This window comes from Moraxella sp. CTOTU47724 (assembly GCF_032014955.1).
Taxonomy (GTDB): Bacteria; Pseudomonadota; Gammaproteobacteria; order Pseudomonadales; family Moraxellaceae; genus Faucicola; species Faucicola tetraodonis.
In genome coordinates, this window is sequence record NZ_DALZSV010000007.1 from 1 (window position 1) to 22809 (window position 22809).

The following is a 22809-nucleotide window of genomic DNA, read 5'->3' on the forward strand; positions in this document are numbered from 1 at the left end:
GCAAGGTCGTACGGGCGATAATATTATGGTGAAAAATCCTGATTTGATGAAACGCTTGGCGGCATACCATTGGGCGAGAAAATAACAAATGTATATTGTTTATGTTGATGAAAGTGGTGATATAGGATTACAAAATAGCCCTTCTAATTATTTTTGCTTGAGTGCAATCATTATTCATGAAAGTAAGTGGGACCAAACCTTGAATTCAATCATTGACTTTAGGCGGTTTCTGAGAGAAAAATACGGGTTCAAATTACGTGAAGAGATTCATTGCTCACATTTTATTCACAAACCTGCTGAGTTCCAACGAATCGCCAAATCCATGCGTTTAAGATTATTGAGAGATGTAATTGATTTTCAAGCAAATTTATCAAACTATCAAATCATCAATGTAGTGGTAAATAAAAAGAATAAACAAATAGGCAGTGACATTTTTAATTTGGCATGGCAAACTTTAATTCAACGTATTGAAAATACATTGCAGTATCGAAATTTTATTGGTTCAACGAATATTCAAGATACTGCCATGTTATTTGTTGATAAAACTGATGAAGTCAAGCTAAGAAATCTCACCCGAAAAATGCGGCGTTATAATCCCGTTCCTAACAGCTTTAATCTAGGTGCTGGTTATCGTATCTTACCAACTAAACTAATTATTGAAGACGCAATTCATAAAGATTCTGCACATTCTTATTTTATTCAGTTAGCAGATGTTAATGCATATTTTCTCAGTCAAAAGTTTCAACCAAATCAGTATATTAAAAGAAAAGGTGGTAAAAATTACCTTGACCGCTTGCAACCAGTATTATTTAAACAGGCAAGTAAGAAAGATTTACTAGGAATTGTTATTCGCTAAAAAAGAAAGGTTCAGCTTTCGCTGAACCGATGAGTCCTACTGTAAAGTCTAGCTTTAGGTCAGACTACATCGTTATGATAGCATTTGCTATGAAATAGTTCAAGGAACTAAACCAAATATTACAAAAAGTGAATTTTAATGTGCCAATTATTAGGAATGAATTGTAACACACCCACCGATATTCATTTTAGCTTTGCGGGGTTTCGTCAGCGGGGCGGGCAGACCGATATCCATACCGATGGGTTTGGTATTGTGTTTTTTGAAAAAAATCCCGACCCATCGCAGTGTAATCGTAAAGCTGGGATACGTCAATTTCACGATGACAAGCCAAGTTTCTGCTCACCGGTGGCGGATTTAGTCAACAGTTATCCGATTAAGGCGATGAATGTAATTAGCCATATTCGCAAAGCCACGCAAGGCACAAATTGCTTGGCTAATACCCACCCCTTTGTCCGTGAGGTATGGGGCGAGGAATGGGCGTTTGCGCATAATGGGCAGCTGCAGATGGGTTTTATTGACCAGCTCAGTCCTGTGCCCACCCACTATCAGCCCGTAGGTACAACCGATTCGGAGATGGCATTTTGTTATCTGCTCAATCGCCTCAAATCACAATTTAGTGAGCCGCCCAGTGACGAGGTGTTATTCCAGTTTTTGACCACGATTTGTCGTGAGTTATCGGCGTTGGGCTTGTTTAATTGTCTCATTAGCAATGGCGATTGGCAGCTAGCGTATGCAGGAAGCTTGCTGTTTTTTATCACCCGTAAAGCGCCATTTGGTGAGGCAAAACTCGCTGACAGTGAGCTGGCGATTGATTTTAGCGAGGTAACCTCGCAAACCGATAAAGTGACCTTGATTACTACCATTCCTTTGACTTACAACGAACACTGGCAACAGCTGTATGTGGATGAATGTTTGATGTTTCGGGATGGCGATATTTTATTTAAAGATACCCCTGATAATCCGATCCGCTTAACCATTGAAGAAGGCATTGCCATCGCCCGCAAAGTGGGGGCGAGCTTATAATATGATAAAGGTCGCTTATTCTGATATTTTCAAATATGACGTCCCCGAACGCCATCGTTTTCCTATGCAAAAATATCCGATGATTGCGGAGCGGTTATTGGCGGAGGGTACATTCACCCCAGCCAATTTTTTTGCCCCGCAGCGATTGAGCGAAGACGAAATTCTCACCACACATACACAAAGGTACTGGCAGCATCTAAAATACCAAACATTGCCCCCCAAAGACGCGCGCGCCATCGGCTTTGAGATGACGCCAAGGCTCGTTGAGCGGGAACGTGTGATTGCCCACGGCACTTATGAATGTGCCTTATTCGCCAAACAATTCGGTGTCGCACTCAATATCGCAGGCGGTACCCACCATGCGTTTGCCGATCATGGCGAAGGGTTTTGCGTGTTTAACGATGTGGCGGTGGCGAGTAATTTATTGTTGGCACGTGGACAGGCGACCCAAATTCTGACGGTAGATTTGGATGTGCATCAAGGCAACGGTACAGCGCATTTGATGGCAAATGAACCCCGGGTATTTACCTTTAGCATGCATGGCGCAAAAAACTACCCGTTTCGCAAGCAAGCATCTGATTTAGATATTGATTTGCCAAACGAGACAGGCGATGAGGCGTATTTAGCCATATTAATGGAGACGCTGCCCAGACTTATTGCAAAAGTGAAACCCGATATGCTTTTTTACCAGTCAGCCGTGGATGTGCTCGCCACCGATAAGCTCGGTAAACTTGCGCTCACCCGTGACGGCTGTGCCAAGCGTGATGCGTTTGTATTTAGCCAAGCCAAAGCCCATGGGATCCCAGTGGCGGTGGTGATGGGTGGCGGCTACTCAGAAAACATTGACGATGTGGTAGAAGCCCATTGCAATACCTTTCGCACGGCAAAAAGGCTGTATAAGTAATTTTAAAGCAATAAAAAGCCCTGTTACACAGAGCTTTTAAACTTACAAAGTTTTTAAAATACACCGTGGTTATGCTAAAAAATGCACCAACACGTACGTTGATAATTAGGCTAATACTTTCTCAAGCGCTTGCTTAAAACGGCTGACGGTACCGTCGACATCTGTTAATTTATCTAACCCAAATAGCCCTAAACGGAATGTTTTAAAGCTGTCGGGTTCGCCAACTTTCAGTGGCACACCACCTGCAATTTGTAAGCCTTGGGCTGCAAATGCTGCACCTTTGTGCATATCATCACGCTCAGTATAGACCACAATCACACCCGGCGCTTGGTAGCCTGCTGCTGCGACGCTGATAATATGATGTTGATTGAGGACAGAGAGCACTTTTTGACCCAATTCAAATTGGGCACTTTTGAGTTTATCAAGTCCAATCGCTTCGGCTTCTTTGACGGTATCGCGGAATTTGGTCAGCCCATCGGTTGGCATCGTCGCATGATACGCATGACCGCCATTTTCATAAGCGCGCATGATAGTGAGCCACTGTTTGAGATCCAGTCCAAAACTGGTCGATTCGGTGGCTTCCACTTTGGCAACGGCTGTTTCATTCATCATTACTAGTCCCGCACATGGTGTGCTTGACCAGCCTTTTTGTGGGGCAGAGATGAGTACATCAATGCCCAGCGCTTTCATATCAAGCCATGCACAGCCTGAGGCGATACAGTCGATGACCAGTAAACCACCGACACTATGCACCGCATCGGCAAGTTGTTTGATATAGTCATCAGGGAGCATCAAGCCTGCCGCGGTTTCGACATGCGGGGCAAATACTACCGCAGGTTTTTTAGATTGAATCTTAGCGACAGCCGCCTCGATTGCCACTGGCTCAAACTGCTGTTGTTGCCCAATTGAATCACTGTTGTCACCGATGTGTGCGGTCAGGACAGTAACATCATCCGTGATACGACCTTTTTCAAGGATTTGCGTCCAGCGAAAACTAAAAAAGCCGTTACGGATGATGAGCACTGTTTGGTCGGTGGCAAGTTGGCGCGCAACCGCTTCCATACCGTAAGTCCCTGTACCCGGCACGATTGCCACCGCATCGGCGTTGTACACATTTTTTAAACTTGTGGACAAATCATTCATCACGGTTTGGAATTTTTTGGACATGTGATTGAGCGAGCGGTCGGTGTAGACCACAGAGTATTCTAATAAACCGTCTGGATCAATATCTTGGCGTAGGGCTGGCATGGGACTCTCCTTTAATATCGTTGTCTTTATCGCAAAATCGCAAATAAAATTAGTCTAGCAAAAAAGCCCTTTTAAAAACCAAAAAAATTGTAGAGCGGTTGTTAAAGTTTTTGTTATCAATGGCGCAGCGATTAAGCCAAAAACTGTCCACAGCAGCGTTTGTATTTCTCACCACTGCCGCAGGGGCAAGGCTGCTTTTGGGTGACAGGCATGACCACTGTCGGATCCAAAAAATACCAACGGCTGGTGCCATGGGTGGGAATATTCACAAAGGTGGATAGCTCATGATGGACACCTTTGCTGTCTAAACCTTTCTTATCTAAAACAGTTAAATCCAAAACCGTGGAATACCCAACCGATGCATTAGGCAAGTGAAAGTAGGCTTTAAACTCGACTTGTGCATGGCGTTTGCCAAGTTTTGCTAGATGGTTGATGACTTCAAGTCCTGCCCAATCAGTTTGCTGTGACCAATCAGCGATGCTTTTTTTATCCAGTAATGCTTGCTGAAACGGCGCAGTGGTGGCAACGATATATTCGATATGTTGAAGCACAAATGCCGCGTACCGAGCGCGCATTAGCTGTGCTGCGGTATCAGCGAATTTTCGCCCCCCATGCAGGGGTACACAGCAATTAGCATAAGACAGTGTAGAGCCGCACGGGCAAGGTGACGTATGTATCATGTTAATGAATGTTCGGTAGGTTGATGGCGGTAGGCAAGATATTTTTCTTTAAAATAAGCCAACTAATCGGGTCTTGTAGCGTCTGCCAAAATATTTTAAACGGCGGGGCAAACACAATCAGGGCAGCCAACACGGCATATAAGCCCAAATACCAGCCTACTTGATCGAATTTAAACACTTTAAACGCGGTACCAAAAGATTTTTTGACACTCAGCCCCAATAGGTTGACGCTAAACATCTCATCTAACAGCAGATGAACAATGGCGCCAAACATCAAAAACAGTCCCAAAAACCAACTGATAACAGCGCCTTGCTTAAACCCATAAAAGCTGGCGTACACGAGGGTCATCGCCATAATCCCCAGATAGGGAATCGAGTGCACGATACCACGATGCACCGTCAATTTGCTATATAAATTAAACACCCCGTAGCGCATCAGCAAATAAGATGCTAACCATAATCCTGCCAATGCAACCAACGAAAACTGCCCGACACACAAGATAACAATAAAAAATGCGCTCAACAGCGATACGACATTAAATCCTACGGTCGCGGGTACCGAGTGGTCCAAATCAATATCGGGCAGCAAGCCACCAACGGTACCAGCCACCACACACATCAAATATTCAGGCGCGGTAAGCATCCCTGCCTTATAAATCACCAAGCCAGTGACGCCACTTGCGACAAAAGCCACGCTTATGTGAGTGTTAAAATTTGCCATAGTCTTCGCCCAGTTTCCCAATAGCTTAAAATCAGCGAGTCAAAACTCGAATGGTAAAATTTAGTGGCTCAAATCAAGTAGCTAGAATCAAGTAGCTCAAAGCAGATAGCCAAAAAATCATTTATCACATACGCAATTGCGCTCAATTATATGCTAATTTTGATGACAAAGCGTCAACTGAGCGCAAGGAAAATTGATTTTGTGGGGTGGGCGCATGCGACATGGAGAAAAGCAAAACATTGTAAGCTATGTAACCTATTTAACCTAGGATGTGGCAAGGCAACACTAGATAGCAAAAACGCCTAAGACAAACAGATAGCAAAAACAAAAAAGCCATCGTCCGTCAGACAATGGCTTTTTTTAAAATAAGTGGCGTCCCCACGGGGATTCGAACCCCGGTTACCGCCGTGAAAGGGCGATGTCCTAGGCCTCTAGACGATGGGGACGCAATCGCACGAGGTGCTCTAAGCAGACTTAATAGTGGTGGAGCTAAGCGGAGTCGAACCGCTGACCCCTTGCATGCCATGCAAGTGCTCTACCAACTGAGCTATAGCCCCATTTTTGGGAATTATTTAGACTGCTTTGCCTAAGAGTGCGCGTATTTTATTGAAAACTGATTTTGCTGTCAAGATGATTTTTGCCTAAAAACACAAAATTTTTACCCATTCTTGCTATAATGATGCCTGGTTAATATTGCCTTCATATAACGACTGTAGATTAGTTATATTTTGTTGTTTTGTCTAAATTTATAAGGATAGCCCATGTGGTTGGTGAATTTTATTTTGCATATCGGTGAGCATTTACAAGAGCTGGTCAACAACTATGGCAATTGGATTTATGCAATTTTGTTTGCCATTGTGTTTTGCGAGACAGGTTTGGTGGTGTTGCCATTTTTGCCAGGGGATTCGATGTTGTTTGCCGCAGGCACCATTGCCGCAGTGGGCGATATGAATATCTTTGTGCTGATTGGTTTATTGATTGTGGCAGCAGTATTGGGCGATTTTGTCAATTTTGAGATTGGCAAACACTTTGGGCAAAAGTTATTTTCCAATCCCAATTCCAAGATTTTTAAGCAAAGCTATTTGCAAAAAACCCACGATTATTATGAAAGATACGGCGGACGCACCATTATTATTGCCCGTTTTATTCCCATTGTACGCACTTTCGCGCCGTTTGTAGGCGGGATGGGTAACATGAATTATTCCCAGTTTGCTCGCTATAACATCGTTGGCGCGGTATTATGGGTGGTATCTTTCACCACGCTAGGCTATTTTTTTGGTCAATTACCCTTTGTCAAAGAACATTTTTCGTGGATTATGATTGCGATTATCGTGTTTTCTGTGGTGCCTATGGTGATTGAAATCATTCGTCATCGCAAGGATAAATAATTGAATTAGTGTTCAAAAATAACGCTAAATGCCAAAGTCAATCTAGCATTTAGCGTTGCCTTCCAAATTTATATTTTATCAGCCACCTATCATCGCTAGGATTCAATTTATAAAAATTCGATAGTCGGCTATAATAGCCGCTAATTTGAAATTTTTGTAAAATTGAGAAATCCATGTCAAAAGTCCGCACCCGTATTGCCCCAAGCCCCACAGGCTTTCCCCACGTTGGCACCGCCTATATCGCGCTATTTAACCTTGCCTTTGCCAAAGCGCATGGCGGCGATTTTATCCTGCGCATTGAAGACACCGACCAAACGCGCTCCACCGCACAATCTGAACAAATGATTTTGGACGCCCTGCGCTGGGTCGGTCTTGACTGGGCAGAAGGTCCAGACGTGGGCGGTCCACATGCACCGTACCGCCAAAGCGAGCGTAAAGACATCTACAAACAATACGCCGAAGAACTACTGGACAAAGGCCATGCATTTCGCTGTTTTGCCACAGCCGAAGAGTTAGATCAAATGCGAGCCGAACAAATGGCGCGGGGCGAAACCCCAAAATATGACGGTCGCTATGCGAACCTTACGCGTGAACAGTCGGACAAGCTCGCCGCCGAAGGCAAGCCATTCGTCATTCGTATGCGTGTGCCAGACGAGGGTGTATGTAAATTTGACGATATGCTACGTGGGGAAGTCGAGATTCCTTGGTCACAAGTGGATATGCAAGTGCTACTCAAAACCGACGGTCTACCGACCTACCATTTGGCAAACGTGGTCGATGACCATTTGATGCAGATTACCCACGTCATCCGTGGCGAAGAGTGGATTAACTCTGCACCAAAACATCAACTGTTGTATAAATATTTTGGTTGGGATATGCCAGTACTTTGTCATATGCCACTGCTTAGAAACCCCGACAAATCCAAACTATCCAAACGCAAAAACCCAACGTCTATCACCTATTACCGTGATGCAGGTGTGTTGTCAGAAGCCTTGCTCAATTATTTGGGACGGATGGGCTACTCCATGCCAAATGAAGCCGAAAAATTCACGTTGGATGAGATGATTGCCAGTTTTGACATCAAACGGGTGTCGCTTGGCGGTCCGATTTTTGACGTAGAAAAACTCACTTGGCTCAATGGCGAATGGTTGCGCTCACTGTCACCCGAAGCCTTAAAAACCAAAATTCTTGATTGGGCAAATGACAGCGACAAACTTACCGCAATTGCCAAAGCCATTCAGCCACGCATTAACTTGTTGTCGGATGCGGTGAATTGGTCGGGCTTTTATTTCCAAAACTTGCCAACGATTAGTGAGGTGGATTTTGAGCATAAAGTGCTATCCACTGAGCAAACCGTGGAGATTCTACAACTTGCGCAATGGCAGTTAGAAACCCTGCCTGTATGGACGGAGGAGAATATCCAAGCGGTATTGTCTGGTTTGGCAGGCGAGATGGGCATTAAGTTGCGTGATTTTATGTCGCCATTTTTTATTGCCATCGCAGGTAGCAAGTCAAGCACGCCTGTGATGAATTCAATGTATTTGATTGGGGCGGATATGACGTTGCAGCGCCTGCGTCATGCCATTGAAGTATTAGGCGGTGTCAGTAAGAAAAAAGCCAAAGAATTGGAAAAACGTCATAAAGTATTGCCAAGCTTTTTGACCCAATAAGCTTAATTATGTTGTATAAAAGTCCGTCGCTATGGCGGATTTTTTATTTTAACAAGAGTAACCTAGGGTCATGCTAAATAACATGAATAAACCTAACAAAAATGGTATCATACCTAGCAAAATCAGATTCTAATTTTTACAATTTAAAGGTAATCATCATGGCAAATCTTCAAAACGAACTCGCCCAAGTACAGCATATCAGCGGTGAACTACACACCAATGCCCACGCCAAAATCGGTATGGTGGTAGGACGTTTTAACAGCTTTGTGGTAGAAAGTTTGGTCAGCGGCGCGATTGATACCTTACTGCGTCATGGTATCGCAGGTAGCAATATTACTGTGGTGCGTGTACCGGGTGCTTGGGAAATTCCATTGGCGGTTGCTCGTATGGCACAAACCGATAAATTTGACGCTATCATCGGTTTAGGCGCGGTGATTCGTGGTAGCACGCCGCACTTTGATTTTGTCGCTGGTGAATCTGCCAAAGGCTTGGGCGCGATTGGGTTGGATTATGATGTGCCTGTTATTAATGCGATTTTGACCACAGACAGTATCGAACAAGCCATTGAGCGCTCTGGCACCAAAGCAGGTAACAAAGGCTCAGAAGCAGCCATGGTCGCGCTTGAGATGATTAACGTGTTGGGTCAAATTGACGCACAAATGGCTGGTGAATAAGGTAGCGATATGACTGACAATTCAACCCACACCTCACCAGAGCAGGCGAGTCAAGACAACGCCGTCAATTATAAAACTAGCCTGACCGCGATTCGTAAAGCACGCCGTTTTGTGGTGCAAGGGTTATATGAATGGCTGTTGACAGGCAACCCATCGCACGAAATCGAAGCGCACACCCGCAGTGAGAATGCCATGCACACGGTGCATTTGGGCTATTATCACGAGCTACTAAGCAAAATCATTGAGCAAAGCGATGACTTAATCGCCTATATCGACAGCCTACTTGATCGCCCTTGGACACGTCTAGATAAAGTTGAGCAAGCGGTATTACTTGTCGGTGCGTATGAGATGAAGCAGCACTTGGAAGTGCCTTACAAAGTAGTGATTGATGAAGCGATTCAGCTCAATACCCATTTTGGCTCATCAGATGGCTATAAAATGATTCATGTGGTGATGGATAAAATCGCCAAAGACGCGCGTATGCCTGAAGTAGAGGCAGATGCCAAAAAAGCCAAAACAGAGGATGCGCCGCAGCCGCCATCGCAAGCGACTACCGAAGAAGAAAAATAATACCGTAAAGGGCGTACTCGCTACGCCCTTTTATGCTCGATACGGATGGCTAAGATGTCCGAATTTTCTTTGATTTATCAACATTTTCAACACTGCACACGCAAAAATCCTTTGACCCAAGTGGGTATTGGGGATGATTGTGCGATAAGCAGTATTCCAAGCGATTGCGAACTGGTGAGCTGTATTGACACGCTGATTGCAGGTCAGCATTTTCCCTTATCAACATCCGCTTATGCCATCGGCTATAAATCGGTCGCGGTTAATTTATCCGATTTGGCAGCGATGGGGGCGACGCCCTATGCGATATTGCTGGGTATTAGCTTGCCTGCTAAGCTTGCACAGGATGACTGGCTCAAACCATTCGCCCAAGGTATCGCGGACATTTGTAACCGATTTGATGTCGAGCTCATCGGTGGCGATACCACCCAATCAAACACTTTAACCATCTCTGTCACTGCACTGGGCTTTGTGCCAGCTGGGCAAGCTATTACCAGAAGGGGCGCGAAAGTCGGTGATATCATCTGTGTCAGTGGTGAGATTGGCTCAGCAAGTTTTGCGTTACAGCAAATTTTAGACGCTGAAGAATCTGAGCAGCACAATACTGCTTTACAATCAATCGCTTTACAGCCGGCACTCGATTTACCTGTTCCGCAAGTTGAGCTCGGACAAAAATTACGTGGATTTGCCGATAGCATGATTGATATTTCAGACGGGCTAGGGCAGGATTTGGGTCATATCCTGACCGCATCACAGGTGGGCGCGGTGGTCGATTTAGCCAATATTCCAACGCATCCACGATTACAAGCGTTGCCAAATGCTGATAAGTGGCAACATCAGCTCAATGGCGGCGATGATTATCAGCTGTGCTTTACCATGAGTGAGCAAAATTTTGTCAAATTTAATCAACAGTTTTCGGATAAAATTTTTGCCATTGGCAAAATTGTCACAGAAAACGGCTTGAGGCTGACTTATAATAACCAACCCATTGAATTTTCAATCACTGGCTATCAGCATTTTTAGCCAAAGAACTTCCTATGACTCAACTGCATAAACCCGACGTCCGTAAAGCCAATGTTTGCCCGCCTTGTCCACCAACCGTGAGCGTTTGGGAAAAGCTGATTTATTGGCTCGGTATCGGCTTAGGCTCAGGATTGCCAAAGCGCGCTGCTGGGACGTGGGGCACAGTGGGCGGACTGGTGGTTGCCATTCCGATGTTGTGGCTAGGGTTTTGGGGGTTTTTGGCAGTTACAATAATCGGCTGTCTGGTCGGTAGTTATATCTGTGGCAAAACATCGGATTTGATGGGTGTACATGATGACCCGCATATCGTCTGGGATGAATGGGTCGGGATGTGGATTTCGTTGTTGCCTTTAAAGTATTGTTATCAATTTAATCCATTTGGTGTTATGGATTATTATCAAATGGATACATGGTTAGGCTTATGGCAATGGTTTCATTTATTGATCGCTTTTGTTTTATTTCGTTTTTTTGATATTCTAAAACCCTTTCCGATTAAATGGGTGGATAAAAATGTGAGTGGCGGTTTTGGTATTTTGATTGATGACATTTTGGCGGGGCTGATGGCAGGGGTTGTGCTAATAGTTTTTGTCAGTGTGCTCGTTACTTATGTTTAATCTGTTGTATCATTAAAATTAGTTTAAAAAAGAATAAGGAATTCCCATGACCAACTTAACCACCATCATCATGGCAGCAGGCAAAGGCACTCGCATGAAATCGAGCAAGCCAAAAGTCCTACAACCCCTAGCAGGCAAGCCTTTGCTACATCACGTACTCGCCACTGCCAAACAATTGGGTAGCCAAAAAAATATCATTATCTATGGTTTTGAAGGTCAGCAAGTCAAAGATGCCTTTGCCGATGAACAAATTGATTGGGTCGAGCAAGCTGAGCAATTGGGCACGGGTCACGCGGTGCAAATGACTTTGCCGGTGTTGCCTACGGATGGAAAAAGCTTGATTTTATCAGGGGATGTGCCGCTCATTGGCGTCGATACCTTAGAGAAATTGGCAAATACAGACAGCCGTTTTGCCATGCTAACCCTAAACTTAGCCAACCCATTTGGCTTGGGGCGTATTGTGCGTGACAACGACCAAGTAATCGCCATTGTCGAAGAAAAAGATGCCAACGATGAGCAAAGACAAATCACTGAAATCAATAGCGGTGTGTACTGTGTCGCCAATGATATTTTGCACAAGTACCTCAATAACTTGACCAATAACAATGCCCAAGGTGAATATTACCTGACCGATATCGTCAAAATGGCGGTGGATGATGGCATCGAAATCGCCACCGTATCGCCGACCCATCAGTTTGAAATCGAAGGCGTGAATGACCGTCTGCAGTTGGCAAATCTAGAGCGTACTTGGCAAACGCATCAAGCCCAAGCGCTGATGCAACAAGGCGTACATTTGATTGACCCAAGCCGTTTTGATTTACGCGGTTCGCTCAAAGTTGGCAAAGATGTGCAAATTGATGTTAATGTCATCATTGAAGGTGATTGTGAGCTAGGTGATAACGTCAAAATCGGCGCAGGTTGTATCATCAAAAACAGCAAAATCGCCAGTGGCACTGTGGTGCAACCTTATAGTCTATTTGACAATGCGGTGGTAGGCGCAGACAACCAAATCGGACCATTTGCCCGTCTGCGCCCCAATGCGGTCACTGACAAAGAGGTGCATATCGGTAACTTTGTGGAGCTTAAAAACACCCAAATGGCAAGCGGCGCCAAAGCCAATCATTTGGCGTATTTGGGCGACGCCACCATTGGACAAAAGACCAATATTGGCGCAGGCACCATCACTGCCAATTATGATGGCGTCAATAAGTTTAAAACCGAAATCGGTGATGAAGTCAGAATTGGCTCAAATGCGGTGCTGATTGCCCCTGTAACCATTGGTGACCGTGCCACCATTGGTGCAGGTAGTGCCATCAGTAAAGCCTGCCCTGCCGAAAAACTGTCCATCGCCCGTGGTAAACAAGTCACGATTGAGGGTTGGCAACGTCCTGAAAAAAAATCTTGATATTTGAATTTTTGCCTAAATTTAACAAATTCTTGCTTAATACGATAAACTTGCTTTATACGATAAAGCAGTTTGGTTAAGCAACAATAAAACAATCTAACGACTGTGTAAACGGGGGGATTGTTTTTCACAGCAATCAAATTTGATTGCTCACACCAAAACCTGGATACTAAGGAACAGTTATGTGCGGTATCGTTGGCGCCATTCGTGCGCAAGACAATGTGGTAGATTTTTTAACCGATGGCTTAAAACGCCTAGAGTATCGGGGTTATGACTCATCGGGTATTGCAGTGCAAACCGATGAAGGACTCAAACGCGTGCGCCGAGTGGGGCGTGTTGCCTTAATGGAAGCCGCTGCCAAAGAGCGTGGCGTCTACGGTCACACCGGCATCGGTCACACACGCTGGGCAACCCACGGCGGCGTCACTGAGCCAAACGCGCATCCGCATATCTCGGGTGATTTGATTTCGGTGGTACATAACGGCATCATCGAAAATTTTGAAGCCGAGCGCGCTCGCCTTCAGCAAAATGGCTATCATTTTGAGTCACAAACCGACACCGAGGTCATCGCCCATGCAGTGCACCAGCACTATGTACAAAACGGCGGTGATTTATTCAATGCAGTAAAAGCGGCGACCCAACAATTTCATGGTGCGTATGCGATTGCGGTGATTGCCAACGATATGCCACAAAACATGGTGGTGGCGCGTATGGGCTGTCCATTACTCATCGGCTTAGGTGAGCATGAAACCTTTATCGCATCGGATGTCTCAGCAGTTGTCGCCTTTACCCGTCAAATCATGTATCTTGAAGATGGTGATATTGCCCAGTTGACGGCAGATGGCGTGGCACAAATGATTGACAAACAAGGCAATCCAGCGACCCGCAAAGCCACCACTTCGCAAGTGTCCTTAGCGTCTCTTGAACTAGGCGCTTATAGCCACTTTATGCAAAAAGAAATCTATGAGCAGCCAAAAGCAGTGTCAGATACCGCCGAAATATTTTTGGATGCCGGGTTTATCGCCGAAAACTTTGGTGAAAATGCTGAAGCCGTTTTCAATGATATCGACAGTATTAAGATTCTTGCCTGTGGCACGTCGTATTATGCTGCATTGACCGCCAAATATTGGTTGGAAAGTATTGCCAAAATTGCCACCGATGTCGAAATCGCCAGTGAATACCGTTATCGTGAGGTGATTGCCAATCCAAAACAATTGATTATCACCATCTCGCAATCAGGGGAAACGCTAGATACCATGGAGGCGCTAAAATACGCACAAGCGATGGGGCACAAACATAGTCTATCCATCTGTAATGTGATGGAATCCGCCTTGCCTCGTGCCAGTGAGCTAGTAGTCTATACCCGAGCCGGTGCGGAGATTGGGGTCGCCTCAACCAAAGCCTTTACCACTCAGTTAGTGGCTTTATTTGGTTTGGCGGTGACACTCGGTCGTGTGCGTGGCTATGTGGATGACACTAAACTGGTCGAATACACCAATGCGCTGCGTAGCTTGCCCAATGATATTCAATATGCGCTCAATCTTGAGCCACAGATCAGCAGCTGGTCAAGCAAATTTGCTGATAAGCCAAGCGCGCTGTTTTTGGGACGTGGTATTCATTACCCGATTGCCTTAGAAGGCGCATTAAAGCTCAAAGAAATCACCTATATTCATGCAGAAGCCTATCCCGCTGGCGAGTTAAAACACGGTCCACTGGCATTGGTTGATGAAAATATGCCTGTGGTGGTGATAGCGCCAAATGACAGCCTACTTGATAAAGTCAAAGCCAATATGCAAGAAGTCTCGGCGCGTGGCGGTCAGTTGTTTGTCTTTACCGATCTTGACAGTGATTTTTCCGATAGTGAGGGCGTACACGTAATTCGCACCCCACGTCATATTGGCGTGTTATCGCCCATAGTACACACCATTCCCGTACAATTGTTGTCTTACCATGTTGCGCTTGCCAAAGGTACAGACGTTGATAAACCCCGTAATTTGGCCAAGAGCGTCACGGTGGAATAAACTAAGCTGACACAAAAAAACCGCTAATCATTAGCGGTTTTTTTGTGGAAAAAGTATTAAGAAGGGTCATCATCGTAGGTATAATAGCTATTTGCGGTTTCATCGAAGCTGTCGATACGTTCAGGGTAATTGCCTTCATTAAAGCGCTTTTCGTTGTGCTCATGGGCGTGACGCACATCGTGATTGTAAGCAATTAACGCCTCGTTATTTGCCAAAAAGCTATCAGGATTTGCCATGACCCACATTTGGTTAAAAACATCTGAGCGCGCCGATAAATCCAGTAACACGCCAGGTTCCGTAAAATAATAAAACTTGGATAATAGCTTAATCTGCCCATTTTCCAGGCGTCTGGCAATATGATACGCTTGTAAATCTTTTGGGTGGTGTAAACCCACTGCACCGACAATCGCTGCCAATGATTTAAGCGTATTTTTATGAAAATTATAGACCCGCTGTGCCTTGTCAGGAATATGTAATGCCCGCTGACGATAGGGGTCTTGGGTGGCAACCCCAGTTGGGCATTTGTTGGTGTGGCAGGCACGTGATTGGATACAGCCCACCGCAAACATAAAGCCACGCGCGGAGTTACACCAATCTGCACCCAGCGCTAGCATGCGAGCGATATCAAAGGCAGAGATGATTTTACCACTGACACCGATTTTGATTTTGTCACGCACCCCCGCACCCACCAGCGTATTGTGTACAAGCAAAAAACCATCGAGTAGCGGCATGCCAACATTATCCATAAACTCAACAGGCGCAGCCCCTGTACCGCCTTCTGCACCATCAACCACGATAAAATCAGGGTAATTATCTGCTTCAATCATGGCTTTGACAATTGCCATAAACTGCCAAGGCTGCCCGACACACAGCTTAAAACCAACCGGCTTGCCCCCTGATAGTTCACGCAGCTGTTGCCAAAACTGCACCATCTCACGCGGGGTGGTAAAGGCTGAGTGGCTCGCTGGAGAAACGCAGTCTACATCCATCAGTACATCACGGGTTTCGGCAATTTCGGGGGTGATTTTTTCTTTGGGCAATACCCCGCCTTTACCAGGTTTTGCCCCTTGCGACAGCTTGATTTCAATCATTTTGACTTGCTCAAGGCGCGAGCGTTCAGCGAATTTTTCGGCGCTAAACGTACCATCGTGATTACGGCATCCAAAATACCCGGTACCCAGCTCCCAAATCAAATCGCCGCCATGTTTCTTATGGTACGGACTAATCGCACCTTCACCTGTATCATGAGCAAATCCACCGAGTTTTGCGCCCTGATTGAGCGCTTCGATTGCCGCGGCTGACAGGCTGCCAAAACTCATGGCAGAGATATTAAACACCGACATCGAGTAGGGCTGTAGGCATCGTTCACTGCCCACCATAATACGAAAATTGGTTTCTTTGAGAGGATAGCTAAGGGTGGATTGTAAAAACCATTCTTTGCCAGACTGGTATAAATTTTCTAAGGTACCAAAAGCATTGGTATCACTGACATTTTTGGCACGTTGATAAGCAAGCGCACGCTGCTGGCGCGAAAACGGCACGGCGGCTTGGTCATCTTCAATCAAATACTGGCGCAGTTCAGGTCGGAATTCTTCCAATAGGTAACGAATATGTCCCGAAATTGGGTAGTTACGCAAGACGGCATGGTGTACTTGCATCAAATCATAAATGCCCACCACAAAGCCCACCAGACCAATCACTATCAGCCACCATTTGAGTAGCACAATACCCAAAGCAAGGATAGCAAAGGCAATGGCAAACACGCTGTAGCGAAACACAACGCCTTGCAAATAGGGCTCTTTATGGGTAGGGGTTACCGTGATATCAGTGCGCTTGTTAACCATGATAATCTTCCTTATCAGATAGGATCGCGGGCAAAATAATCATCGCAAATTTGTTATTTTAAATGATGGAGGGGGTAATGCGATGGCAAAATGAAAATGGTCAATCACTTGTCAGCCGTGTGGTGTGACAAGTGATTGTGTGCGTGCTTAAGCTTGAAGGGCAGCGGCGTGGTGCGCAAAATGGTCAGCGATAAAACTACTGATAAAATAGTAGCTATGGTCATAACCGTCCTGCATACGCAGCGTCATCGGATAATTGGCATCTTTGGCAGCTTGCTCAAAGAGATCAGGTTTGAGCTGCTCAGCCAAAAACTCATCCCCGCTACCTTGGTCAATCAATAGCGGTAATTTTTTGCTATGCGCTGACTGCTTCATCAACGCTAAGCTATCGTAATTTGCCCAGGTGCTTTGGTCATCACCTAGATAAGCGCTAAAGGCTTTTTGTCCCCAAGGCACTTGTGACGGTGCAACGATGGGTGAAAAAGCCGACACGCTGGCATAGCGCTGGGGATTGCGTAGGGCAATCATCAGCGCGCCATGCCCACCCATACTATGACCAAAAATGCTGCGCTGGTCACTGGCAGGGAAGTGCTGTTCGATGAGATTAGGCAACTCATCGACGATATAATCATACATCTGAAAATGCGTTGCCCAAGGCGCTTGGGTGGCATTGACATAAAAGCCTGCCCCTTGCCCCAAGTCATAAGCGCTGTCATCAGGCACATCGTTACCGCTTATATCGACACCCCTAGGACTGGTATCGGGTGCCACCACAATCACGTTGTGACGACTGGCATACTCAGCAAACCCAGATTTTTGAATAAAGTTTTGCTCGGTACAAGTCAGCCCTGATAGCCAATACAGCACCGCACATTTTTGAGCTGTTGTTCCAGTGGTTTCGGTTGCTTCATTGACGATGGCTTTGGGTGGCAAATAGATGGCAAATTTCATCTCCGTGTGTGTGGTCACACTGGTATGCTGCCACACTTGTAGGTCACCACCGTGCAATTTATGCGATTCAACTTTTTTCATGGTGAATTTCCCATTCTGTTTAATGCCAAGTTCGGTAATGTTTTAGTAATGCAACACTGAACGAATGGACTTACCTTTATGCATCAAATCAAATGCGGTATTGACATCTTCAAGACCCATGGTATGGGTGACAAAAGGTGCCAGTTGGATATCGCCGTGCATGGCTTGCTCCACCATACCTGGCAGTTGTGAGCGACCTTTCACCCCACCAAATGCAGAGCCTAACCAGCGGCGACCTGTCACTAGTTGGAACGGACGAGTGGAAATCTCTTGACCTGCAGCTGCGACACCAATAATCACGCTTTGACCCCAGCCACGATGCGCGCATTCAAGTGCCGAGCGCATGACATTGACGTTACCGATACATTCAAAACTGTGATCCACACCCCAACCTGTCATCTCAACAATCACTTGTTGAATGGGTTGGTCATAATCTTTTGGATTGACAAAATCAGTCGCACCAAACTCACGGGCTAGCTCAAATTTGTCGGGGTTGGTATCAACCGCGATAATACGGCCTGCTTTGGCAAGTTTGGCACCTTGAATCACAGCAAGCCCAATACCGCCAAGCCCAAATACCGCCACGCTGTCGCCTTCTTGTACTTTAGCGGTATTTTTTACCGCACCTAGTCCTGTGGTCACGCCACAACCTAATAGACAGACTTGCTCAGGATTGGCTTCAGGATTGATTTTAGCAAGCGATACATCAGCAACGACAGTATATTCACTAAACGTCGAACAGCCCATGTAATGATAAATTGGCTGACCTTGATAGCTAAAACGGGTAGTACCATCAGGCATCACGCCTTTACCTTGGGTGGCACGCACCGCGACGCATAAGTTGGTTTTGTCACTTTTACAAAATAAACATTCACCACATTCAGCCGTATATAGCGGAATGACATGATCACCAGGTTGTACACTGGTTACCCCTTCACCGACTGCCATCACAATACCTGCGCCTTCATGACCCAAAACCGCTGGAAAAACTCCTTCAGGGTCATCACCACTCAAGGTGAATGCGTCCGTGTGGCAAACGCCCGTATGGGTAATTTTGACGAGTACTTCACCTTTACGCGGTGGTTCAACGTCGATTTCGACGATTTGTAATGGTTCTCCCGCAGCAAAAGCTACCGCAGCACGCGATTTGATAGGTTTGCTAAAATCTAATGGCGCTGTGGCCGCAGTCATATCTGTCATCGGTTTATCCTTGTTATATTGGTTTTATTAAAAATGCCTTTGGTCGGCATTATAACATAACCAATTATCGCATGATTAAGCTTGAAATTGTAAGCAATTGGGTTTAATTAAATCATCATTAAAATTAAAAATTTGAATTGGATTTTTAAATATATTTAACAATTGAAAAACCATGAAAAAACGCCTGTAGCTACAGACGTTTTTTAAATTTGGTAAGCCATTAAGCAGGTTGTTTATCAGCTTTAACCACATTGATGAGGTTATCAACCACCTCTGGTTCTGCCAAGGTTGAAGTATCGCCTAAACCTTCAAATTCATGCGCGGCAAGTTTACGCAGAATACGGCGCATGATTTTACCGGAGCGCGTTTTTGGTAAGGCTTCGACCAAGTAGAGCGAGTCTAAGTTGGCGATTGGACCAATCTCACCACGGACATGACGGTTGATTTCACCTTTGAGCATCTCGCTCGGCTCTTCGCCTGATTTTAAGATGACATAAGCGGCAACGCCTTGACCTTTAAGCTCATGTGGCATACCCACAATAGCTGCTTCAGCGACTGAAGGATGCGATACTAACGCACTTTCAATCTCTGCTGTACCTAGGCGGTGACCAGAGACGTTTAAGACATCATCCACACGACCTGTGATCCAATAATGACCGTCTTCATCGCGCAGGGCACCATCACCTGTGAAGTAAGCGCCTGGATAGGTGCTAAAGTAAGTTTCTAAGAAGCGTTTATGGTCTCCCCAAATGGTACGCATTTGACCTGGCCAGCTGTCTTTGATGATTAAGTTGCCTTCGGCAGCGCCCGTTAATTCAGCACCTTCGGCATCAACAATCGCTGGCTTGACGCCATACAGTGGATTCATCGCGGAGCCTGGTTTGAGATCAACCGTATTGGGGATTGGCGTCATCAAAATACCCCCGGTTTCAGTTTGCCACCAAGTATCGACAATCGGACAACGACCTTCGCCCACCACGTTATAGTACCAGTTCCAGGCTTCAGGGTTGATAGGTTCACCCACCGAGCCCAACAGACGTAAGCTGGAACGGTTTGATTTACGGACGTAATCATCGCCTTCTTTCATCATCGCGCGAATGGCGGTTGGCGCAGTATACAAGATGGTAACGTCATGCTTATCAACGATATGACCGATACGCGCCCAATCTGGGTACTGTGGCACCCCTTCAAACATCACGGTCGTTGTGCCGTTGGCAAGCGGTCCATACACCACATAGGTGTGACCTGTGACCCAGCCCACATCCGCGGTACACCAAAATACGTCATTGTCTTTGATATCAAACACGTCACGGAAGGTGGATAGCGCATAGGTCAAATAACCACCGGTGGTATGTAACACGCCTTTAGGCTTGCCAGTTGAGCCTGAAGTGTAAAGCAAAAATAACGGGTCTTCGGCATTCATTGGCTCTGGTGGACAGTCTTCAGACGCATTGTCGATTAAGTTGTGATACCAAATGTCGCGGCGTCCGCTCATTGGGATGGATTCACCGGTACGGTACACCACAATGACCTTTTCAACACATTCGGTGCCGTCATGGTCTAGCGCACGATCCACATTTTGTTTAAGCGGCGTATGTTTACCACCACGCACAGATTCATCAGCGGTGATGACAATTTTTGATTGGCTATCGATGATACGGCTGGCTAGACTGTCCGCTGAAAACCCGCCAAATACCAATGAGTGAACCGCACCAATCCGCGCACAAGCCAGCATCGCAACCGCCGCTTCAGGAATCATCGGTAAATAAATGGTGACACGGTCGCCTTTTTTGACGCCTTTACGACGCAATGCGCTACCAAGGCGGCATACTTCTGAATGTAGCTCTTTGTATGAGATGATTTTGTGAAGTGAGGGATGATCGCCTTCCCAAATAATCGCAGGTTTGTAAGGGTTTTCAGCAACATGACGGTCAAGACAGTTGACCGATAGATTAAGCTCACCATCTTCAAACCATTTAATGCTAAAATTGTTTAGGTCATAATTGACGTTTTTGATTTTGGTAGGTTTTTTTATCCAATCAACCCATTCAGCGCGTTTTGCCCAAAACGCTTCGTTATTTTCCACAGATTCTTGATAGGTCTCGGCGTATTTTTGGGGAGTGGTGTTGGCTTTAGCGGCAAATTCAGCGCTATGAGGGTAGCTCTTCATAAAACATTCCTTGTTATGACTCGTAGGTTGGTGGGGTAATACTCTAAATGGCTACGAACTGACAAACGGCTCAAATAGGTAGCGGGCTTAACTTCAAAAACAACATTTTCACGTTGATAAGCTAACATTGACAAGCTGCCAGTAACACAGGCCATCAACAGAGCGATGAAACGAGCCATCAATAAACGTCCGCTCACTATGAAAATGCAATACAATCTAATCCTTGATTCTAGAGTGCCTTTTCCTTAGTTTGGCAAAAAATTACAAATTTTGCAATGTTACTCAGGATATTTTTAAGGATATTTTTTCAGATATTGGGCAAACATCTGTATTGTAAGCGGATTCTCATTTGGTCTTTTACTTGATAAATAGCGGTCATCATGCAGCAAAAACATACTTCATCAAATACTTCACCAAAGATTGACACGGTTCAAAATCACGCTGGGTCAACAAACGCACCGTCCACGTTTGCGTATGATGTCATCATCATCGGGGCAGGGGCATCAGGGCTATTTTGTGCATTGACAGCGGGCAAGCGCGGACGGCGGGTACTGGTGGTAGATCATGCCAATAAAGCGGGTAAGAAAATCCTTATGAGCGGCGGTGGGCGCTGTAATTTTACCAATTATGAAATTGAGCCCAAGCATTATTTAAGTAGCAATCCGCACTTTTGCAAATCGGCATTGTCACGCTATTTAAATTGGGATTTTATTGGCATGGTTAGCCAGTATCAGATTCCTTATCATGAGCGTGAGCATGGGCAACTGTTTTGTGATACCTCTGCCAATGATATTTTACAAATGCTGTTGAATGAATGCCGTGCCAATCAAGTGACTATTCAACTAAAAACCACCATCCAGCAAATCCAAGCGTTACCCGACAATACGGGGTTTGTGTTAACTGTCAATCAACCAGCTAACCAACAGCCTCATCAACCAGCGCATCAAAAAAGTAGCGAGCAAACCTTAACTTGTCACTCGTTGGTAGTCGCCACAGGCGGACTGTCAATTCCGACCATGGGTGCGACAGGATTTGGTTACCAAGTAGCGCAGCAATTTGGGCATACCATTGTGCCAACATCGGCAGGACTAGTACCCTTTACCTTTACCGATAAAATTGGCGATGCGATTAAATCGTTATCGGGGGTTAGTTTTGAGGTCATTGCGTTTAACGAGCGCATCAGTTTTAGGTTGCCCGTGCTATTTACCCATCGCGGTTTATCCGGGCCTGCGATGTTACAGCTATCGAATTATTGGCAGGTGGGCGAGCCGATTTTTATCAATTTATTCCCAAACTTTGATATGGCAGCATTTTTAGCCGAGCAAAAAAAACAGCACCCAAAACAGTTGATCAGAACCGTGCTAAACGACCAGATAAGCGCGCCGGCGCTACCTAAAAAAGTTATGAGTACTTTGCAAAATTTATTGTGGCAAGACATGGCTGAGACTGAGCTTGCCAATATCAAAGACGAGAAGTTAGCGCAGCTTGGTGAGCAGTTCAATGCTTGGCGTTTGACGCCATCAGGCACTGAAGGCTATCGTACAGCTGAAGTCACACGCGGCGGCGTTGCTACTGATAAAGTCTCCTCAAAAACCATGCAAAGTCAGTTACAACCGAATTTGTATTTTATCGGAGAAGTGCTCGATGTTACTGGTTGGCTAGGTGGCTACAATTTCCAATGGGCTTGGGCAAGTGGGTTCGTGGCTGGCGAAGTGGTTTAGCTATAAAATGGTTTAGGTTTGAAGTGGGTTAGGTATTGATAAACCTAA

General features: G+C 45.6%; 19 protein-coding genes and 2 tRNA genes. 12 read left to right on the forward strand and 9 right to left on the reverse strand.

Annotation, left to right across the window (positions count from 1 at the left end; genetic code table 11):
• The first annotated feature begins 88 nt into the window (after window positions 1–88).
• The 3 genes from RTR63_RS02760 to RTR63_RS02770 all read left to right on the forward strand — a co-directional run bounded on the left by RTR63_RS02760 (window position 89) and on the right by RTR63_RS02770 (window position 2783).
• A complete protein-coding gene (locus RTR63_RS02760) occupies window positions 89–856 on the forward strand; it encodes a DUF3800 domain-containing protein (protein ID WP_065253845.1) in 768 nt (255 codons plus the stop codon).
• Window positions 857–994: 138 nt separating this feature from the next.
• A complete protein-coding gene (locus tag RTR63_RS02765; protein ID WP_203172463.1) occupies window positions 995–1879 on the forward strand; it encodes a class II glutamine amidotransferase in 885 nt (294 codons plus the stop codon).
• Window position 1880: 1 nt separating this feature from the next.
• Window positions 1881–2783 (forward strand): histone deacetylase family protein, encoded by a 903-nt coding sequence (locus RTR63_RS02770; protein WP_312522546.1) that lies wholly within the window; start codon window positions 1881–1883, stop codon window positions 2781–2783.
• Window positions 2784–2888: 105 nt separating this feature from the next.
• Here RTR63_RS02770 and RTR63_RS02775 read toward each other — a convergent pair whose 3' ends face one another.
• From RTR63_RS02775 to RTR63_RS02795, 5 genes are all read right to left on the reverse strand, one after another.
• Window positions 2889–4031 (reverse strand): pyridoxal-phosphate-dependent aminotransferase family protein, encoded by a 1143-nt coding sequence (locus tag RTR63_RS02775; RefSeq protein WP_312522547.1) that lies wholly within the window; start codon window positions 4029–4031, stop codon window positions 2889–2891.
• Window positions 4032–4162: 131 nt separating this feature from the next.
• The gene (locus RTR63_RS02780; RefSeq protein ID WP_060996018.1) at window positions 4163–4711 is read right to left on the reverse strand and encodes a YchJ family protein; all 549 of its coding nucleotides are present in this window, start codon (window positions 4709–4711) and stop codon (window positions 4163–4165) included.
• A 1-nt stretch (window position 4712) separates the two neighbouring features.
• Window positions 4713–5432 carry a metal-dependent hydrolase gene (locus RTR63_RS02785; RefSeq protein WP_312522548.1) on the reverse strand — a complete coding sequence of 240 codons (720 nt, stop codon included), beginning with the start codon at window positions 5430–5432 and terminating at the stop codon, window positions 4713–4715.
• 370 nt (window positions 5433–5802) lie between these two features.
• A tRNA-Glu gene (locus RTR63_RS02790) sits at window positions 5803–5878 on the reverse strand.
• A gap of 35 nt (window positions 5879–5913) precedes the next feature.
• Window positions 5914–5989, reverse strand: a tRNA-Ala gene (locus RTR63_RS02795).
• A 204-nt stretch (window positions 5990–6193) separates the two neighbouring features.
• On the opposite strand from RTR63_RS02795, the gene RTR63_RS02800 reads away from it, so the two are divergent.
• The 8 genes from RTR63_RS02800 to glmS all read left to right on the forward strand — a co-directional run bounded on the left by RTR63_RS02800 (window position 6194) and on the right by glmS (window position 14794).
• Window positions 6194–6820, forward strand: a complete 627-nt coding sequence (locus RTR63_RS02800; RefSeq protein WP_007115137.1) for a DedA family protein — start codon at window positions 6194–6196, stop codon at window positions 6818–6820.
• 173 nt (window positions 6821–6993) lie between these two features.
• On the forward strand, window positions 6994–8490 hold the full coding sequence (gltX, locus tag RTR63_RS02805; RefSeq protein WP_312522549.1) for a glutamate--tRNA ligase: 1497 nt from the start codon (window positions 6994–6996) through the stop codon (window positions 8488–8490).
• Between the two features lie 158 nt (window positions 8491–8648).
• Complete coding sequence (ribH, locus tag RTR63_RS02810) at window positions 8649–9164, forward strand: 6,7-dimethyl-8-ribityllumazine synthase (protein WP_007115135.1); 516 nt, start codon at window positions 8649–8651, stop codon at window positions 9162–9164.
• Window positions 9165–9173: 9 nt separating this feature from the next.
• On the forward strand, window positions 9174–9734 hold the full coding sequence (gene nusB / locus RTR63_RS02815) for a transcription antitermination factor NusB (RefSeq protein WP_203172457.1): 561 nt from the start codon (window positions 9174–9176) through the stop codon (window positions 9732–9734).
• A 54-nt stretch (window positions 9735–9788) separates the two neighbouring features.
• The gene (thiL, locus tag RTR63_RS02820) at window positions 9789–10754 is read left to right on the forward strand and encodes a thiamine-phosphate kinase (RefSeq protein WP_312522550.1); all 966 of its coding nucleotides are present in this window, start codon (window positions 9789–9791) and stop codon (window positions 10752–10754) included.
• Between the two features lie 14 nt (window positions 10755–10768).
• Window positions 10769–11368, forward strand: a complete 600-nt coding sequence (locus RTR63_RS02825) for a phosphatidylglycerophosphatase A family protein (RefSeq protein ID WP_312522551.1) — start codon at window positions 10769–10771, stop codon at window positions 11366–11368.
• 46 nt (window positions 11369–11414) lie between these two features.
• Entirely contained in the window at window positions 11415–12773 is a 1359-nt protein-coding gene (glmU, locus tag RTR63_RS02830) for a bifunctional UDP-N-acetylglucosamine diphosphorylase/glucosamine-1-phosphate N-acetyltransferase GlmU (protein WP_312522552.1), read from the forward strand.
• Between the two features lie 182 nt (window positions 12774–12955).
• On the forward strand, window positions 12956–14794 hold the full coding sequence (gene glmS, locus RTR63_RS02835) for a glutamine--fructose-6-phosphate transaminase (isomerizing) (protein WP_312522553.1): 1839 nt from the start codon (window positions 12956–12958) through the stop codon (window positions 14792–14794).
• A 56-nt stretch (window positions 14795–14850) separates the two neighbouring features.
• Here the strand turns inward: glmS and RTR63_RS02840 are convergent, their stop codons facing one another.
• The 4 genes from RTR63_RS02840 to acs form a co-directional block, all read right to left on the reverse strand.
• Window positions 14851–16638, reverse strand: a complete 1788-nt coding sequence (locus RTR63_RS02840; protein ID WP_312522554.1) for an FMN-binding glutamate synthase family protein — start codon at window positions 16636–16638, stop codon at window positions 14851–14853.
• Window positions 16639–16785: 147 nt separating this feature from the next.
• Complete coding sequence (gene fghA / locus RTR63_RS02845) at window positions 16786–17670, reverse strand: S-formylglutathione hydrolase (RefSeq protein WP_312522555.1); 885 nt, start codon at window positions 17668–17670, stop codon at window positions 16786–16788.
• 42 nt (window positions 17671–17712) lie between these two features.
• Window positions 17713–18822 (reverse strand): S-(hydroxymethyl)glutathione dehydrogenase/class III alcohol dehydrogenase, encoded by a 1110-nt coding sequence (locus RTR63_RS02850; RefSeq protein WP_312522586.1) that lies wholly within the window; start codon window positions 18820–18822, stop codon window positions 17713–17715.
• Between the two features lie 268 nt (window positions 18823–19090).
• A complete protein-coding gene (gene acs, locus RTR63_RS02855) occupies window positions 19091–21040 on the reverse strand; it encodes an acetate--CoA ligase (RefSeq protein WP_312522556.1) in 1950 nt (649 codons plus the stop codon).
• A gap of 380 nt (window positions 21041–21420) precedes the next feature.
• Here acs and RTR63_RS02860 point away from each other — a divergent pair, with 380 nt between their 5' ends.
• Window positions 21421–22761, forward strand: coding sequence for a BaiN/RdsA family NAD(P)/FAD-dependent oxidoreductase (locus RTR63_RS02860; protein ID WP_312522557.1), 1341 nt, complete (start codon window positions 21421–21423; stop codon window positions 22759–22761).
• Window positions 22762–22809: the final 48 nt, after the last annotated feature.

Coding starts and splice junctions, on each gene's coding strand:
- RTR63_RS02825 (WP_312522551.1), top strand. CDS start 10,769: ATGACTCAACTGCATAAACCCGACGTCCGTAAAGCCAATGTTTGCCCG.
- RTR63_RS02765 (WP_203172463.1), top strand. CDS start 995: ATGTGCCAATTATTAGGAATGAATTGTAACACACCCACCGATATTCAT.
- RTR63_RS02785 (WP_312522548.1), bottom strand. CDS start 5,432: ATGGCAAATTTTAACACTCACATAAGCGTGGCTTTTGTCGCAAGTGGC.
- RTR63_RS02770 (WP_312522546.1), top strand. CDS start 1,881: ATGATAAAGGTCGCTTATTCTGATATTTTCAAATATGACGTCCCCGAA.
- RTR63_RS02760 (WP_065253845.1), top strand. CDS start 89: ATGTATATTGTTTATGTTGATGAAAGTGGTGATATAGGATTACAAAAT.
- nusB (WP_203172457.1), top strand. CDS start 9,174: ATGACTGACAATTCAACCCACACCTCACCAGAGCAGGCGAGTCAAGAC.
- acs (WP_312522556.1), bottom strand. CDS start 21,040: ATGAAGAGCTACCCTCATAGCGCTGAATTTGCCGCTAAAGCCAACACC.
- fghA (WP_312522555.1), bottom strand. CDS start 17,670: ATGAAAAAAGTTGAATCGCATAAATTGCACGGTGGTGACCTACAAGTG.
- thiL (WP_312522550.1), top strand. CDS start 9,789: ATGTCCGAATTTTCTTTGATTTATCAACATTTTCAACACTGCACACGC.
- ribH (WP_007115135.1), top strand. CDS start 8,649: ATGGCAAATCTTCAAAACGAACTCGCCCAAGTACAGCATATCAGCGGT.
- RTR63_RS02780 (WP_060996018.1), bottom strand. CDS start 4,711: ATGATACATACGTCACCTTGCCCGTGCGGCTCTACACTGTCTTATGCT.
- RTR63_RS02860 (WP_312522557.1), top strand. CDS start 21,421: ATGCAGCAAAAACATACTTCATCAAATACTTCACCAAAGATTGACACG.
- glmU (WP_312522552.1), top strand. CDS start 11,415: ATGACCAACTTAACCACCATCATCATGGCAGCAGGCAAAGGCACTCGC.
- gltX (WP_312522549.1), top strand. CDS start 6,994: ATGTCAAAAGTCCGCACCCGTATTGCCCCAAGCCCCACAGGCTTTCCC.
- RTR63_RS02775 (WP_312522547.1), bottom strand. CDS start 4,031: ATGCCAGCCCTACGCCAAGATATTGATCCAGACGGTTTATTAGAATAC.
- RTR63_RS02800 (WP_007115137.1), top strand. CDS start 6,194: ATGTGGTTGGTGAATTTTATTTTGCATATCGGTGAGCATTTACAAGAG.
- glmS (WP_312522553.1), top strand. CDS start 12,956: ATGTGCGGTATCGTTGGCGCCATTCGTGCGCAAGACAATGTGGTAGAT.
- RTR63_RS02840 (WP_312522554.1), bottom strand. CDS start 16,638: ATGGTTAACAAGCGCACTGATATCACGGTAACCCCTACCCATAAAGAG.